Genomic DNA, 16,343 nt, shown 5'->3' with positions numbered 1-16,343 from the left:
CGACCAGGCACGATTCCCACCTCCCGGTGGTAAAAACACCCTGAGCGCCGTAGACCACGGCACCATCCCACGTCAAGAAAGTACCTGAACCATGACTCAGTCCGGACTGCGCGGCGAACGATTGCACCAGGACATTGAACGGGCCGGATTTTACCCCCAACTGGTCCATGACGTGGTGGCTGACGCCCTGGACGGGGCCACGCCCGATTCACACCTGGTGCAGTTGGAGACCACCTTTGACCGGGACGAAATTCACCGCCACATCACGGTCTTGGTTCTGGCCGGTGGTGCCTTGCACATCACCCACGTGGATGATCAGCAGTATGACGAGGCCGGACATGAGGTCATGGCGCTGGTGTCCACCGAATCGGTGGCTGCCACGCGCGTGCATTCGGTCACGCTGACTTACGCCTATTACAAGCCCCAGCAATACCGCCCGGGCCACCCCGTGAGCGAGGTCAATCTCTCCGTGGCCTGGACTGGAACCCGCAACCTGGATGTGCAGCCGGCCGGATGTGAGGATCCGCAATGCGAGGCTGACCACGGCTACACGGGCATGTCCGCTGTGCAGGACGTGGTGTTGCGCATCAGCGCGGAAGCCGACGGGGTGGAGGCCGTGGAAGGTGCCCGCGAGTTCGCTCGTCAGCTGCGCCGCGCTGCCCTGAACCGCGCGGACACTCCGTGAGTCGCGCAGACAGCGCACCGCACTCAGCACCCGCTGATTTCCCCCCTGCCCCGCGCTACGGACACCGCAGTGTTGCGGATGTTCTGGGCAGTGCCGCCGCTGTTCTGGACGTACCCGGATTCACCAACGTCCTGGACCTTCCGACAGCCCAGCGTGTGGTGGTGGTTCTGGTCGATGGCCTGGGGCTGGAGCAACTACAGGCACGTATGGGCTACGCCCCGGTGCTGCGCAGTTCACCACTGATCACGGAACTGGATGCCGCGTTCCCCACCACGACGGCGTCGTCGTTGGCTTCCCTGGGTACGGCCACTCCCGTGGGTACCCACGGGCTGACCGGTTATGACTCCTACTCACCGGAGTTGGGTCAGGCGGTGAACATGCTGGGCAACTGGGACCGGCGCGTGGACCCCCACCAGTGGCAACCCCACCCCACGGTGCTGGAACGAGCCCACGCAGCCGGGGTGGATGCGGTGACCGTCAGCCGCAAGAAGTTTCGTGATTCACCGTTGACCACTGCCGCGTTGCGTGGTGGTCGGTTTGTGGGCGCGGACACCCCGCAAGCCCGGGTCCGTGCAGCCCTGGAGAACCTGAGTGCAGGTACCCGAGCTTTGATGTACTTCTACTGGGACGACTTGGACAAGACCGGCCACCAGCGCGGTTGGCAGTCCAGCCAGTGGAGTGAGGAAGTGGAGGAACTGGACGCAGCCCTACGACGACTGGCGGCGGGGGTACCCAAAAACACCCTGATTCTGCTCACCGCCGATCACGGGATGGTGGACATCCCGCGGGAGGGTCGCTTGGACGTCTCACGTATCCCAGGTCTCCTGGAGGGCGTACAGACCAGTTTTGGGGAGCCCCGGTGCTTGCAACTGCGGTTGGACCCCGGGGTTCACGGTGAAGAACGCAGTGCACGGCAGGCTGAGGTGGTCCAGCGCTGGACGCAGGAGTTCGGCGACCAGGTGCACGCAGCCACCCGTGAACAGTTGCTCACCGGTGGCTGGTACGGGCCTCCGGACGATGTCCGAGAGACCGTGGTGCAACGCATTGGGGACGTGGTACTGCTACCGGCCCGGGACAACATTGCCTTTCACGACATCGCCAGGATCGGCAAGAACACACTGGAGATGGTGGGCCAGCACGGCGGGCTGACCCGCGCGGAGTCAGTGGTTCCGCTCATGGGGGTCAAAGGATTCAGCTGAACCTTCCGCACCGTCAGCTGATCGTGCAGTGGCGGATGGTGTGGGAGGTTTCAGGTAGAACTGCGGCTTCAGGCGGAATCGGTGTTCTGGGCCGAATCGCTGCTGCTCTGCGTGGCGGAGGCGCTGGGGGCATCCGGGGCAGGTTCCCCTGCGGCTGGATCTTCCGACACCGGATTCTCCTGCTCCGCAGGGTTGCCCTGGTCCGCAGGTTGCTCCGGCTGCGCGGGGACCGCAGGTTGGGCCGGTGCTGCGGGTGGCGCGGGGACAACGGGCTGGACTGGTGCAGCCGGCTGGCCGGGGACGGTGGTGTCACCGGGTACTGCAGGCACTTGGTCCTGAGCCGGGTTGTTCTCGTTCGCTGGATCCTGCCCCAAGGTTGGATCCTGCTCCAGCGCCGGATCCTGTTCTGACGGGGTTTCAACGGATTGGTCTTGGCCCGGAGCTGTTTCCCCCTGGGCCGGCTGCTGCGCGGGGTCTTGCGTGGTGTCATCCTCTGGTGACGCCGACGTGGACGGGGTGGGCGTACCAACGCCAACTGTTCCAGCGGGCCCAGGGGTGGCGCTCGGGCTGATTTCTCCGGCCGGAACAGAGTCTTCATCCCCACCGGACGTTGCCAGCACAACAAGGTAGACGGCACCTGTCAACACTGCCGCGGCCACCAGGGCCAGCAGGGCGGCGGCCAGAGCCTTGCTGCGGCCGGTGATCCCGGAGCGCTGCGTGGGCACCTGTTCCGGCAGTGGAGCCGTGCCGGTGTCCTCGGGCCGCTCAGTCATCGGTCTTGGCCCCAAAGACGATCTCGTCCCAGCTGGGAACTGAGGAACGCGAACGCTTGGTGCCAACCTTGCCGCGGGGGCGAGGGCGAGTGGCAGCAGACGTGTCAGTCGCGGCATCGGATTCGCCCTCAGTCGGGGTCTCCGGCTGCGCTGCATGTTCCTTCTGCGCTGCACGTTCTTGCTGCGGTGCGCTGGTCTGCGGGTTGGCCTCCACCATCACGTTCTGACCCGGCGCGGAGTCACCACCTTCACCCTCCGGCTGGGTTTCGGCAGAGCTTTGGGATTCACCCGGCTGCTGGGTAGGTGTTTGGGCGGCGCGGTTCTGGCGCAACGGAGTGACGGTGGCTGAATTCTGGGTGCCGTGGTCCTCATCAGTGATCTCAACCACCGGCGTGGATGGTTTGACCCGCTCGTCGGCACGGCCCAGGTGATGAATGGTGGCTTCCGGTGCCTCCGACTCTGCAGTGGGGGCCCCAGAAGTCTGCTCGGCGTCGGTGGGGGGAACATCAGCCGGGCTGTCACTTGACGTGCCTGTGGTGTTCGCCTGGGCGCCATCCGCACCCGCTGTTGGCTCCGCTGCATCTGGAGCTGAAGCGTAAGCCGGATGTGCGGGACGGTCGAAGAGGGCCGAGTCCTGGGGTGCTGAAATGGGACGGGGCCGACGGTCCACATGACCCATGTTGCGGCCAAGAATTTCCGCCAAGTGGTCATCCGATTCTGTGTCTTGCCCAATTCGCTGCCCCCGGCGGGCATCCAAAACATCCAGCAATTCATCTGTGTCCTGCTGGGGGGCCACGGGTGTGGCAGATGCAGTAGCGGGTTCGCGTGGCGCAGCAGTTGGCTGCTGGGTGGCACCGGTGCTCGGCTCGGCAGCAGTGGCGGCATCCACGGCGCCGTCGTCATTGGCTGGTGCAGCGGTGCCAGCGGCATCAGGGGTACCAGCGGCACGCGGTGCGGCGGCATTCGGTTCAGCCGTGGTGGAGGCGTCCGTGGTGGGAGCGCCAAAGAGGCTGTCGCTTCCGCTGAGGCCGCGGTGATCCTCGGCGGTGTCGGTGAGTCGGCGTGCCCATTGATTGTCTGCCGCGACCGTGAGACTTGCTGGATTGAAGATCCACTGCGCAGCTGGTTCCTGGTCCACCACGTCCTGCGGTGCTGCACTCGGATTGCTGATGCGGAAACGCACAGAAATCTGCCACTGCTGATCGGGACGTTGCCAGGCATCCCAGTCCAGGGAGGTGGTGGCAATTCCCAGATCAGCGGAGCGGGAGGTGATGGTCTGCGCCAAGGTTTGGGGTTCGCCGTCGAACACTGAGCGGAAGCTGCCACTGCGGGGGGTCCGGGGGAGCAGCTCAACCTTTTGGGCTTCGCGCGCCACATGCGCGCGTTCCGCCAGAATGGGCCATTCGTAGCGCTTGACGCGGGCAGCTTCCCAGCCGGATTCCTCCACGATTTCATCCACGGTGGCACCGGCTCGGAAACGCGCCTGAATGTCCCGGGGCCCAAAGGTGGCTGACGTACCGGAGTTGCGCCGCGGGGCCACACGGCGAGCGCGCTGCACGGTGCCACGCAGTTGTTGATCCAGGGGCAGCAGGAAACGCCGTCCGGAGGCATCCTGAACAATCAGGTGCTCACCGTCGTCGTGAACGCCCACCAGGCGCAATTCCTCCATGCTTCTCCAGCCTCCGCTACAGGTTGTGGTTCTAGAGTGCGGTGAGATGTCCTCCTGGGCACGTCCGGCGCAATGCTGACGACGGCGTATGGGGGACCCAGCCAGGGGAAGTGGCACTCGGTACTCGGGCCAGTCTAATGGGCGCTGCGTCAGTGCCTAATATGGCGTGAAGCAGCAAGACGTTTTGGGGCTGATCGCGGGGACAATGGGTGGGTTAGTGCGTGAATTGACGCGCAGTTAACGTGATTTAGCTCACATATACTGGCCAACCTTAAGTTGTCAGCGAATGTGGTTGGATTTTTGAGACTCCATGGTGAACAATCTCAGCGACACAGGCCAACGGTGGCACCCAACATCCCCCTGGAGGGTGTGATCCCCGCCTGTGGTTACACACAGTTCTTTGCATGGATGGGAACGAGATGGCCACAGATTACGATGCACCGCGTAAGCAGGATGAAGAACTCAAGGAAGACTCCATTGAGGAGTTGAAGTCACGGCGCGGCGGCACTCAGTCGGCAAGCGTTGACGAGGATGAAGCCGTAGCGGCTGAGAGTTTTGAACTGCCCGGTGCTGATCTTTCGCATGAAGAGCTTTCAGTGGTGGTTCTCCCGGCCCAGGAAGACGAGTTCACATGTGGTTCTTGCTTCCTGGTGCGGCACCGTTCGCAGATCGCCGAGGAACGCAACGGCTTGAAGATCTGCGTGGAGTGCGCTGGTTGATCAACCGCTGAAGCAATGAGAGTCAAAGAACCCCACGTGACCACGTGGGGTTCTTTTGCTGTTGACCTCCCACGTTGTGGCCGACCTCCCACTTTTTCGCCGAGTTCCCACGTTGTAGGCGGTGATCTGGCAATCAGATGGGAAGTCGGCGGGGGTGGTGGCGCTCGGACGGGGCTTGGCGGGGGGTACACGCTGTGGCGGGGAGTGGTGGTGGGGTCAGGTGTTGAGGATGTCGGCCAACTCGTGCGGGCGGCGGGTGGAAGCCAACCAGTACGGCGTGGGATCAACGGGGTCAGTGATCTCGATTCTGCAGATGGGGCCCACGGAGGCGGAGAAGTTCATGTAGGCGCGGGCATCAAGCTGGGGGCCGCGCACTTGGCGAATCTCCTGGGCATCCGTGAATGGCTCCACCAATCCCACAAACCGGCGTTCAATGCGGGCACGGCCCACCTGAAGGTCTTGATCTGTCACCACAATCTCCGTGGCGCGGGTGTAAGCCACGGCTGCGCAAATCACCACGGCCAGCACGGCACCCGTGACTCCCAACCACATGGCAATGGGCGCCAATGCAATCAGCACGGAGAGTGCAAAACCCACAAAGAGCAACCACATCCACCACGCGGGGTTCAAGCGTTCGCGGTACACCACGGCGTGGTTGGTGGCGTCCAACTCCGGCGCGGTGTGGGTGGATTCAGCCTGGTGAACGTGATGGTGGTCAGCGGCGTGGGAAGAGTTGTGCTCCGAGGTCATGGAGGCCATCTTCTCACGCTGGCGTCTGCCTCTGCTGTGGCGTCTGCGGGGTGCTGGCCGGAGCCGGGCCTGGCGTCATCAGACCTGCGTCCGTGGTGGTTGGACCCGCAGCTGGTGGCGATACGTGCAGTGGGGTGACCAGAGATGGTGCCGCGGTGATTAGAGTGGGGCATTGTGTTGGAGAACCAAGAGCACTCACCGTCCGTTGCCGTATCAAGCGGCCTCACCGCACCGGCGCAGCCTGAGCGGTTGGCTGTGCGTGTCCAGAGACTTGACCCGGACTTGCCGTTGCCGGAGTTCGCCCGACCGGGGGATGCCGGGATGGATTTGCGCTCACGCGAGGACGTCACCATTGCCCCGGGTCAGCGCGCCTTGATTGCCACCGGTATTGCCATCGCGGTGCCCGCTGGCTGGGGAGGATTTGTCAACCCGCGCTCGGGATTGGCTGCCAATTATGGCATCACGGTTCTCAACGCTCCGGGAACCGTGGACTCTGGATACCGCGGGGAAGTGAAGGTCACTCTCCTGAACACGGATTCCCAGCGCAGTTTTGAAGTGCACCGCGGTGACCGTATTGCCCAGTTGGTTTTGCAGCGGGTGGGGGTGGTCGACGTCGTGGAAGTGGATGAACTGGACACCACGGCCCGTGGCGACCGCGGATTCGGGTCTTCGGGACAGCACTGAACCGGGACAGCAGGAGCCCAGCGGATTCCTGAGTACATGTGAGGACAGAACGTGTTTGGACGTAAGAAAAAAACCAACGACGACGCCCCTTCGGGTGCCGAATCCGTGACTCCCCGGGAGGCCGAGGCGGATTCCATGGACCCACGCGCCAAGGGGCCTTTGGACGTGACGGAAATTGAGTCCCGGGACGGGTACGTGGATCTTGGCTCCATCTTGATCAAGGTCCCGCAGGGTGTGGGACTGCGGCTGGAGGTGGATGAGAAAACCAAGAGGCCACGGGCTGTCAATCTGGATGTTGCAGGCTCCACCGCGCAGATCCAGGCTTTTGCCGCGCCCAAGACCTCCGGATTGTGGGATGAGATTCGAGCTGATCTCAAAACCTCCCTGGAAGGCAACAAGGGCGCTCCGGAAGCGGTGGAAGGCACTTTCGGAACCGAGCTGCGGGCCCGCTTCCCAGCCAAAACTTCCGATGGCACCACGGGGTATCGCCCAGCCCGCTTTGTGGGGATCGACGGCCCACGCTGGTTCTTGCGCACCGTCATCTCAGGGGCTGCGGCCATTGATCCGGAAGCCTCCAAGACGTTTGATGAGCTGATCCGCAGTGTTGTGGTGGTGCGGGGCAAGGACCCCATGCCACCGCGTGATCTGCTACCGCTGAACATTCCGGAAGGTGCGCAGCGTGCCCCCGCCGCCCGCGCCAAAGTTGCCCAGACGGGTACCGCCGCGGCTGCCGGCAGAACTCAAAGGGCCCAGCAGGCAGCCCAGGCCCAACCGCCCGAACGCGGCCCTGAGATCGCGGAGATCCGGTGAACGAACAAGCCCAGCCCTGTACGGCCTCCATGGAGTCCGTGCTCACCCGGCCCATGGACGCGGTGGCCACTCCCATTGGGGAGGTCAACCTTGATGCGGCTTCCACGGGCGCCCGGCGCACCGTGCGCGCGGCGGGCGTGATCACGGAGGTCGGCATTGCTCCAGCCCAAGCCAATGCCCAGTTCACCGCGCTGCTCACGGCCGGTCCGGTGGTGGGAGCCACCGCACCCACGCAACCCGTGCGGCTGATCTGGCAGGGCCAGCGTGCTGTCCCCGGGGTCTCCGTGGGAGTGGTCTTGGATTGCGTGGGACTCCTGTGCCACCGTGAGAGTCAGCCCACCATTTTCAATCCGCGCTATGAAATTGTGGCCAAGAAGGTGCAGCGGTGACACAGGACAGCAATCACGATTCGCAGGCAGCTGATGCCGCCACCACCTATGCGCAACGCTCGGGGATGCGCCGTAATGCGGCGGGCCAACTCGATGTCATGCACGCCATCGGGGGTTGGCGCGGTCTGATCGAAGCTCTGCTGCCGGGTGCCCTGTTCCTGGTGGTGTTGATCGTGACCGGGCAGCTGAGGACGGCGCTGGTGGCGGCTTTGGCCGTTGCCGGACTGTTCACCGTGGTGCGTCTGATCCAGCAACAGACTCTGGTGCAGGCCGTTTCCGGGTTGGTGGGGGTGGGGATCTGTGCCCTGTTTGCCAACACCACCGGGGAGGCCCGCGACTATTACACTCCCGGGTTTTTCATCAACGCAGGCTATGGCCTGGCGCTGCTGATCTCCATTGTGGCGCGGTGGCCCATTTTGGGCGTGGTTTTCGGCTACATCAGGGGTGAGGGCACTGCCTGGCGCCAAGACCCGATTCGGATGAAGGCCTACCGTTTGGCCACGTGGTTTGTGGTGGCCATGTTTGCCGCGCGCCTGGCGGTGCAGCTTCCGCTGTATCTGGCCGACGACGTCGCCGCCCTGGGAATTGCTCGCCTTGTCATGGGGGTTCCCCTGTACGCCATGGTGCTGTGGCTGGCCTGGATGGTTTCCCGTCCGATTCAGCGGGCGAACAACTCCTGAAGCTGGGATTCACCGTGGCCGGTGGCCAGGAAAAAGAGTTCGTCCTCCGACTCGATCACGTCATCACGCGTGGGGGCAAGCGGGGTGCCATCGCGCAGGATCGCCACCAAGGTGGCATCCGGTGGCCAGGGCACATCTCCCACGGTGGAGGCAATCACGCGGTGACCGTGGGGCACGGTGTAGGCATTGAGAGTGGCCCGGTCTGACTGCAGATTCAGCAGCCGTACCACGTCACCCACCTCTACAGCTTCCTCCACCAGTGCTGTGATCAGCCGCGGAGTGGAGACCGCAACGTCCACCCCCCAGGCCTGGTCAAACATCCATTCGTTCTTGGGATTGTTGACCCGGCCCACGGTGCGGGGCACCCCGAACTCGGAGCGTGCCATCAGGGAGACCACCAGGTTGACTTTGTCATCCCCGGTGGCAGCCACCATCACGTCAGCCTGTTCCAACTGGGCCTCCCGCAGGATGGCGGGATCACAGGCGTCCCCCACAATCCAATGGCTGTTGTGCAAGTCCGAACGACCAATGGCCTCGGGCTTTTCGTCAATGACCACAACGTCGTGCCCGTGGCCGCACAGCTCCCGGACAATGGAGGCACCCACGGAGCCTGCCCCCACCACAGTCACTCTCATGCTTGCTGCACTCCTTCATCGTTGTCATCACCCAGGCGCATGGACTGAGCCAGTTCCCGAATCTCAGCTGTGGGCGGCTGGGTGAGCACGCGGGCGACGTCGTCGATGGCGTTGATGTGCATCATGGCGTGCAAAATGTCGCCCTTTTGGTAACTGGTGGATGGCCCCGGGAGGATGCCTTCGCCAAAGCGTGTGATGAAGGCGATCCGAACCCCCGTGGCCTCCTGAATGGCATCCAGATGAAATCCCGACCAGGAATCATCCAGGGAGAGTTCACCGAGTTGAAGTCGCCCGGAGGCCTCCCGCCAGTCCCCGGCAATGCGTTGTTCCGGCAACATCCGCCGCAACACCTGATCGGCAGACCAGCGAACAGCCGCCACCGTGGGGATGCCCAACCGCTGGTAGAACTCCGCCCGGGCGGGGTCATAAATCCGGGCCACCACACGCTGCACCCCAAAGGTTTCGCGCGCCACGCGGGTGGCCAGGATATTGGTGTTGTCTCCGCTGGAAACCGCGGCAAAGGCGTAAGCCTCCTCAATTCCCGCTCGGCGCAGAACATCACGGTCAAAGCCGTGCCCGGTCACTTTCTTACCGGCAAAAGTGGTGCGCAAACGGCGCAGTGACCGATCATCTTGATCAATGACGGCCACGGAATGGCCTGAATCCTCCAAAGCGTGAGCCAACATGATTCCCACGCGGCCCGCCCCCATGATCACAAAATGCGGCATGGCTTCAGGGTAGTGCCAGCCGGGACTAGCCTGTGCCCGTGAGTATTTTTAAGGTGGCGCGCACTGCGTTGGTGGGCCGACCGCTGCACAACGAACGGTTTGCTGACAGCACGCTGTCCAAACGCGCGGGGCTGCCCGTGTTCTCCGCAGATTCCCTGTCCTCCGTGGCCTACGCCCCGGATGAAATTGTGCTCACCTTGGCCCTGGCCGGTGTGGCCGCGGTGACCATCTCTCCGTGGGTGGGTCTGGCCGTGGTGCTGGTGACGGCGGTGGTGGTGGCGGCCTATCGGCAAAATCTCCAGGCCTATCCCTCCGGCGGGGGAGATTTTGAAATCGCGTCCAAAAACTTGGGCCGGCGGGCCGGCGTGGTGGTGGGCGCGGCCCTGATGGTGGATTTCACCCTGGTGGTGGCGGTTTCCATGTCAGCCGCCGCGCAATACCTGGCTGCGGGCTTTCCGTCCTTGATCGAGCACCGGGTGGTGGTGGCCCTGGCGGGAATCTTGGTGGCCGGTCTGTTGAACCTACGGGGTCTGCGCTTCATCGGGCGGACAGCCGGTGTCCCCACCTACGTGTTCATTGCCGTGATGCTGGTGCTGATCGGCACCGGCGTGGTGGAGTCCTTCAACGGGACTTTGGCACAGGCCACCTCAGCCTCGTGGGAGGTGGTACCGGCAGGGGGCTCGCAGACCGTGTGGACCACCTTGGGCATGGTCATGCTGATTCTGCGGGCCTTCTCCTCCGGTGCGGTTGCGGTGACCGGGGTGGAATCCGTGGCAGGGTCCATGCAGTACTTGAAGAAACCGCGGGCAGACAATGCCGCCACCATCCTGATCATCATGGGCGCCATCTCCGCCGTATTGCTGTTGGGAGTCATGTACCTGGTCCAACGCACGGGTGCCGTGGTGGTTGCCGACCCCGCCACCCAGCTGCGTATTGATGGCCGGGTGCCGGACGAGCAGTTCTATCAGAATCCCCTTCTGGGGCAACTGGCCCGCACCGTTTTCGGCCTGGACACCCCGCTGTTCTACGTGGTCATCGCCGCCACCGTGCTGGTGCTGGTGGTGGCTGCCTCCACCGCGTTCTCTGGTTTTCCCGCGCTGGGATCTCGGTTGGCCCGGGACTCCTTCCTGCCACGTCAGTTGAAGGCCCGCGGGGACCGATTCGCGTTCACCAACGGAATCATTGCGCTGCTGGTGGCGGCAGCCATCCTGGTGGTGATCTTCCGGGCCAACGTCAACGACCTTGTGCAGCTCTACGTGGTGGGGGTTTTCACCTCCTTCACCGTGACCCAGGCCGGCATGGTGCGGCACTGGAAACGTCAGCGCCGCTACGTGCACGATCCCGCCGAACGACGTCGTCTGATCGGTCCCGCCATCCTGGCCTACGTGGCCTTGGTGCTTTCCGCCACCGTCCTGGTGATTGTCCTGGTGACCAAATTTGCTCAGGGGGCCTGGGTGACCGTGCTGGCCATGGCGGTGCTGGCCGGTCTCATGCTGGCCATTCGGCGGCACTACGACTCCGTGGATCGTGATCTGAAACTGGCCGCAGATTCCTCCGCCAGGGCACTGCCCTCCCGGGTGCACGCCATGATCATGGTGCCCTCCGTCAGGAAACCCACCATGCGAGCGCTGGCTTATGCACGGGCTTCCCGCCCCTCCACGTTGGAAGCGCTGGTGGTGGATGTCTCCCCGGCAGTGACAGGCCGGATTCTTCAGGAATGGCAACGGTTGGATGTTCCGGTTCCGGTGACCGTCCTGGACGCCCCGTACAGGGACTCCGTTCAGCCCGTCATTGACCACCTGCGGCGTATCCGCAGGCGCTCACCGCGGGATCTTTTTGTGGTCTACATTCCCGAATACGTGGTGGGTTCCTGGTGGGAGCGGGCCCTGCATAATCAGTCCACTCGGGCTTTGGCGCACAAGTTGAGGTTGGAACCGGGGGTGATGATTGCCTCCGTACCGTGGCACGTTGATACATTTCAGCCGCAGGATGCCGGTGAGCCGCACGATCCTGGGCAGTCACTCGGTCCTGGCCAGCCATTTGGTCCTGGTTAGGCACTTGACCCTGGTCCGCCGCACGGTCGTGGGCAGCCACCCGCGTCTGGCCGAGTTGAATCCGTACCACCCCCACCCACCACGGAAGGTCCGTGAACACCTTGCACCACCAGCAATCCGCCACCGGTTCATCGGAGGCCCCGGAACTGACCGTGACCCCACATGCCTGGGCCCACGGTGGCCACACCGTGGCGCGGACCCACGATGGCCGCGTGGTGTTCGTGCGGCATGCAGACGTGGGGGAGCGGGTGCGGGTCCGCCTGACGGAGCACCAGCCGGAGGCCAAGTTCTGGCGCGGGGACACCGTGGAGGTGGTGGAGGCCAGCCCGCATCGGCGGCAGGCCCATCCCTGGGCACCCGCGGATGCGCTACTGTGCGCCTCCAACGGCACCTTGCCCGTGGGAGGGGCCGAATTGGGCCACCTGGAGTTGCCACGGCAGCGGGAGATCAAAACCGGCGTCCTCAACGAGCTGTTGGCTGGTATCGGCGCAGTGCCCGCTGCAGAACTGGACCGTCTGGCGCCACGGGTCACCGCGCTGCCGCAGGAACACCCTTGGGGTCTGGGCTGGCGGACACGGGCTCATTTCACGGTGACGGACGACGGCGCCGTCGCCATGTATCCGCACCGCAGTGACCAACCCGTCCCCGTGAAATCTTTTCCGTTGATGGTACAGGCCTTGGAGAATCTGCACCTGGCGGAGGTGGATCTGCATGGCGTGCAACGACTGGACCTGGCCGCACCGGCCGAGCAGCCAGAAGCCGACGGTGTTGCGCTGGCTGGCCCCCTGATCCTGGTGACGCCGCGGGAGGCAGGTGATGCACAGCTGGTAGCGCATCTCACCGAGCAGTTGTTGCCCTACCTGAATCGGGTGGCTCCGCATGCCTCCGTGGTGCTGGGCACTGCCGACGGCGAACGGGGCACGCCCCACGTGCTCATGGGGCGGGGTTTTCTCCACGAGACGGTGGGCAATCTCCGGTGGAGGGTCTCTGCGGGCGGATTCTGGCAGATCCACCGGCAAGCGCCGGCCGTGCTGTTGCCCGCCATCACCGAGGCCGCGCAGCTGGAAGAGGGTCAATGTGCCCTCGATTTGTACTCGGGGGCGGGACTGTTCACCGCCGGTCTGGCCCGTGCAGTCGGCGAATCCGGTGCGGTCCTGGCCGTGGAAGGATCACCGGTGACCAGTGCCGATGCGGAATCCACCTTTGAGCAGTGGCCGCAGGTAGGTGTTCGTCGCGGTGCGGTGGATCGGGTGCTGGCCCACCACTGGCCTGACCTGATCGCAGCACCGCGCCACGGCAGATCAAGTCGCGGCAGGTCAGGTACGGGCAACCGGGGGAAGGGCAACCGCGGCAGGCATGCCAACAGCACGGGCGGTCGGGGAACGGGATCGGCGGCCAGGCGCCCCGACGTCGTCGTCCTTGATCCGCCGCGTGCCGGTGCGGGCAAGCCCGTGGTGGATGCCATCCATCAACTGGCGCCGGGTCGTGTGGTGTATCTGTCCTGCGATCCCGCCACGCTGGCCCGGGACCTGGCCCGCTTCCGTCACCACGGCTGGCAGCTGGAAGCCGTGCGTGGACTGGACATGTATCCCAACACCCATCACCTGGAGACTTTGGTGACGCTGGTTCGTTGACGGGGAGCACCCCAGCGGCGATTGACAGATTCACCCGGGGGCTGGCTGACAAATTGTCGTCAAATAGCGGGGAGGGCAGGGGTGGCAACCTGTGCAGGTGTCTGAAAGCGGTATATTGGGCCATGACTGCCGTCGACGCCGACGCCGTCCAACCGGTCATGGCACCGGTCATCTTGCGGCCCTTGGCGTCTGCGGTACAGCACAACCGTGGCGAGAGGAGTTCCGGGCAATATGAGCACCGTGGACAGTTTCGGGGCCAAAGGCGTTCTAGACGTCAATGGCAACGAGTATGAGATTTACCGTCTGAACGTGCTGGAAGGGGCCAAGAAGCTCCCGTTCAGCCTCAAAGTTCTTTTGGAGAACCTACTGCGCACGGAAGACGGCGCAAACATCACCCAGGCGCACATTGATGCACTGGCCAACTGGGATGCTTCGGCCCAGCCCAACACGGAGATTCAATTCACCCCGGCTCGCGTGATCATGCAGGACTTCACCGGCGTGCCCTGCATTGTGGACCTTGCCACCATGCGTGAAGCGATTGCGGATCTGGGCGGGGACCCCTCCCGCGTGAACCCGCTGGCACCGGCCGAATTGGTGATCGACCACTCCGTGCAGATCGACTCTTTCGGCAATTCCCAGGCCATTGAGCGCAACATGGACATTGAGTACCAGCGCAACGGGGAGCGCTATCAGTTCCTGCGCTGGGGCCAGACCGCCTTTGACGACTTCAAGGTGGTCCCCCCGGGCATGGGCATTGTCCACCAGGTCAACATTGAGAACCTGGCGCGCGTGGTCATGACCCGCGAGGTGGACGGTGTCAACCGCGCCTACCCGGACACCTGCGTTGGTACGGACTCCCACACCACCATGGAGAACGGCATCGGCGTTCTGGGCTGGGGCGTGGGTGGCATTGAGGCCGAAGCTGCCATGCTGGGTCAGCCCATCTCCATGCTGATCCCGCGCGTTGTGGGCTTCAAGCTCACCGGTGAGATCCCCTCCGGTGCCACCGCCACGGACGTGGTGTTGACCATTACCGAAATGCTGCGCGCCCACGGTGTGGTCGGCAAGTTCGTGGAGTTCTACGGTGAAGGTGTGGGCGCTGTGCCGCTGGCCAACCGCGCCACCATCGGCAACATGAGCCCGGAATTCGGTTCCACCGCCGCGATCTTCCCGATTGACGATGTCACCTTGGACTACCTGCGCCTGACCGGCCGCTCCGATGAGCAGGTTGCTCTGGTGGAGGCTTACACCAAGGAACAGGGCATGTGGCACGATCCCTCCCGGGAGATCGAGTTCTCCGAGTACATGGAGCTCGACCTCTCCACCGTGGTGCCTTCCATCTCCGGACCCAAGCGCCCGCAGGACCGGATCGAGCTGTCCAAGTCCAAGGAACAGTTCGCCTCCGACATCACCAACTACCCGTCCTCCAAGGGTGTGGATTCCGCGTCCGTGTCCATGGCGGATGGCCGTGAGTTCGAGCTGGAGACCGGTGCAGTTTCGATTGCTTCCATCACCTCCTGCACCAACACGTCCAACCCGTCGGTCATGATGGCTGCTGCCGTGTTGGCCCGGAACGCGGTGGAGAAGGGGCTCAAGGCCAAGCCGTGGGTCAAGACCTCGATTGCCCCGGGCTCCAAGGTGGTCACCGACTACTACGAGAAGTCCGGTCTGGTGCCGTCCCTGCAGGAGCTCGGTTTCTACATTGTGGGTTACGGCTGCACCACCTGCATTGGCAACTCCGGGCCGCTGGAAGATGAGATCTCCCAGGCGATCCAGGACAACGACCTTGCCGTGACCTCGGTGCTTTCCGGTAACCGTAACTTTGAGGGTCGTATCAACCCGGACGTCAAGATGAACTACCTGGCCTCACCGCCGCTGGTGGTCGCTTACGCTCTGGCGGGCAACATGGACTTTGACTTCGAGTCCGAGCCCCTGGGCCAGGATTCTGACGGCAACGATGTCTTCCTGAAGGACATCTGGCCGGACCCCGCTGAGGTGCAGAAGATCATTGACGCCTCCATTGACACGGAGATGTTCACCCGTGAATACGGCACCATCTTTGACGGCGATGAGCGCTGGCAGAACTTGGACACCCCCACGGGCAAGGTCTTTGAGTGGGATGCCAACTCCACGTACGTGCGCAAGCCACCGTACTTTGATGGCATGACCATGGAGACCACCCCGGTTTCCGACATCGACGGCGCCCGCGTGCTGTTGAAGCTGGGCGATTCGGTCACCACGGACCACATCTCCCCGGCAGGTTCCTTCAAGTCGGACACTCCGGCCGGTCAGTACCTGGTGGAAAACGGTGTGGAGCGCAAGGACTTCAACTCCTACGGCTCCCGGCGTGGTAACCACGAGGTCATGATCCGCGGCACCTTTGCCAACATCCGGATCAAGAACCAGCTGCTGGATGGTGTGGAGGGTGGCTTCACCCGCGACTTCACCCAGGAGGGTGGCCCGCAGGCTTACGTTTACGATGCCTCCCAGAACTACCAGGCTGCCGGCACCCCGCTGGTGGTCCTGGCGGGCAAGGAGTACGGTTCCGGGTCCTCCCGTGACTGGGCCGCCAAGGGCACTGCCCTGCTGGGCGTCAAAGCCGTGATCGCCGAGTCCTACGAGCGCATCCACCGCTCCAACCTGATCGGCATGGGCGTGCTGCCGCTGCAGTTCCCCGCCGGTGAGTCCGCTGATTCTCTGGGCCTGGACGGCACGGAGACCTTCTCCATCACCGGGGTGACCGCTCTCAACGACGGTCAGACCCCCAAGACCGTCAAGGTTGTTGCAGCCAAGGAAGACGGCTCCACCGTGGAGTTCGATGCCGACGTCCGCATCGACACCCCAGGTGAGGCCGACTACTACCGCAACGGCGGCATCCTGCAGTACGTGCTGCGTCAGATCGCAGCCAACTGATTCACCAGTCAGTGTTGGCCC

15 protein-coding genes are annotated in these 16,343 nt (G+C 63.8%); 10 read left to right on the top strand and 5 right to left on the bottom strand.

Annotated elements, in window-relative coordinates; translation table 11 throughout:
• Positions 1-91: 91 nt before the first annotated feature.
• A complete protein-coding gene (locus Q4G32_RS11500) occupies positions 92-685 on the top strand; it encodes a DUF5998 family protein (protein ID WP_303351552.1) in 594 nt (197 codons plus the stop codon).
• On the top strand, positions 682-1,884 hold the full coding sequence (locus Q4G32_RS11495) for an alkaline phosphatase family protein (RefSeq protein ID WP_303351549.1): 1,203 nt from the start codon (positions 682-684) through the stop codon (positions 1,882-1,884). Before Q4G32_RS11500 ends, Q4G32_RS11495 begins: the two co-directional genes overlap by 4 nt.
• Before the next feature lie 68 nt (positions 1,885-1,952).
• Here Q4G32_RS11495 and Q4G32_RS11490 read toward each other — a convergent pair whose 3' ends face one another.
• Complete coding sequence (locus Q4G32_RS11490) at positions 1,953-2,657, bottom strand: hypothetical protein (RefSeq protein ID WP_303351547.1); 705 nt, start codon at positions 2,655-2,657, stop codon at positions 1,953-1,955.
• On the bottom strand, positions 2,650-4,326 hold the full coding sequence (gene sepH / locus Q4G32_RS11485; RefSeq protein ID WP_303351545.1) for a septation protein SepH: 1,677 nt from the start codon (positions 4,324-4,326) through the stop codon (positions 2,650-2,652). The genes Q4G32_RS11490 and sepH overlap by 8 nt, the downstream gene beginning before the upstream one ends.
• A 419-nt stretch (positions 4,327-4,745) precedes the next feature.
• Here sepH and Q4G32_RS11480 point away from each other — a divergent pair, with 419 nt between their 5' ends.
• On the top strand, positions 4,746-5,045 hold the full coding sequence (locus tag Q4G32_RS11480; RefSeq protein ID WP_303351543.1) for a DUF4193 domain-containing protein: 300 nt from the start codon (positions 4,746-4,748) through the stop codon (positions 5,043-5,045).
• A gap of 216 nt (positions 5,046-5,261) precedes the next feature.
• On the opposite strand, the gene Q4G32_RS11475 is transcribed toward Q4G32_RS11480, so the two are convergent.
• Entirely contained in the window at positions 5,262-5,795 is a 534-nt protein-coding gene (locus tag Q4G32_RS11475; RefSeq protein WP_303351541.1) for a DUF3093 domain-containing protein, read from the bottom strand.
• Between the two features lie 177 nt (positions 5,796-5,972).
• Here Q4G32_RS11475 and dut point away from each other — a divergent pair, with 177 nt between their 5' ends.
• Genes dut through Q4G32_RS11455 form a run of 4 tightly spaced genes read left to right on the top strand, consistent with a single transcriptional unit; the run spans position 5,973 to position 8,358 of the window.
• Positions 5,973-6,479: a dUTP diphosphatase gene (dut, locus tag Q4G32_RS11470; RefSeq protein WP_441327504.1), complete on the top strand. Its 507-nt coding sequence runs from the start codon at positions 5,973-5,975 to the stop codon at positions 6,477-6,479.
• A 51-nt stretch (positions 6,480-6,530) separates the two neighbouring features.
• On the top strand, positions 6,531-7,289 hold the full coding sequence (locus Q4G32_RS11465; RefSeq protein WP_303351539.1) for a DUF3710 domain-containing protein: 759 nt from the start codon (positions 6,531-6,533) through the stop codon (positions 7,287-7,289).
• Positions 7,286-7,678 (top strand): hypothetical protein, encoded by a 393-nt coding sequence (locus tag Q4G32_RS11460; RefSeq protein WP_303351537.1) that lies wholly within the window; start codon positions 7,286-7,288, stop codon positions 7,676-7,678. Before Q4G32_RS11465 ends, Q4G32_RS11460 begins: the two co-directional genes overlap by 4 nt.
• The gene (locus Q4G32_RS11455) at positions 7,675-8,358 is read left to right on the top strand and encodes a DUF3159 domain-containing protein (protein WP_303351536.1); all 684 of its coding nucleotides are present in this window, start codon (positions 7,675-7,677) and stop codon (positions 8,356-8,358) included. The genes Q4G32_RS11460 and Q4G32_RS11455 overlap by 4 nt, the downstream gene beginning before the upstream one ends.
• Here the strand turns inward: Q4G32_RS11455 and Q4G32_RS11450 are convergent.
• Entirely contained in the window at positions 8,337-8,993 is a 657-nt protein-coding gene (locus tag Q4G32_RS11450; RefSeq protein ID WP_303351534.1) for a potassium channel family protein, read from the bottom strand. The genes Q4G32_RS11455 and Q4G32_RS11450 overlap by 22 nt on opposite strands.
• Positions 8,990-9,721, bottom strand: a complete 732-nt coding sequence (locus Q4G32_RS11445) for a potassium channel family protein (protein ID WP_303351532.1) — start codon at positions 9,719-9,721, stop codon at positions 8,990-8,992. The genes Q4G32_RS11450 and Q4G32_RS11445 overlap by 4 nt, the downstream gene beginning before the upstream one ends.
• A gap of 38 nt (positions 9,722-9,759) precedes the next feature.
• Here Q4G32_RS11445 and Q4G32_RS11440 point away from each other — a divergent pair, with 38 nt between their 5' ends.
• From Q4G32_RS11440 to acnA, 3 genes are all read left to right on the top strand, one after another.
• The gene (locus Q4G32_RS11440; RefSeq protein WP_303351530.1) at positions 9,760-11,775 is read left to right on the top strand and encodes an APC family permease; all 2,016 of its coding nucleotides are present in this window, start codon (positions 9,760-9,762) and stop codon (positions 11,773-11,775) included.
• A 92-nt stretch (positions 11,776-11,867) separates the two neighbouring features.
• Positions 11,868-13,409, top strand: coding sequence for a class I SAM-dependent RNA methyltransferase (locus tag Q4G32_RS11435; RefSeq protein ID WP_303351528.1), 1,542 nt, complete (start codon positions 11,868-11,870; stop codon positions 13,407-13,409).
• A gap of 231 nt (positions 13,410-13,640) precedes the next feature.
• The gene (acnA, locus tag Q4G32_RS11430; RefSeq protein ID WP_303351526.1) at positions 13,641-16,322 is read left to right on the top strand and encodes an aconitate hydratase AcnA; all 2,682 of its coding nucleotides are present in this window, start codon (positions 13,641-13,643) and stop codon (positions 16,320-16,322) included.
• Positions 16,323-16,343 lie beyond the last annotated feature (21 nt).

It is taken from the genome of Kocuria sp., from assembly GCF_030538595.1.
Lineage (GTDB): Bacteria > Actinomycetota > Actinomycetes > Actinomycetales > Micrococcaceae > Kocuria.
Note: the sequence above shows the minus strand (reverse complement) of the source record. Positions and strands in the feature narration are given on the sequence as shown.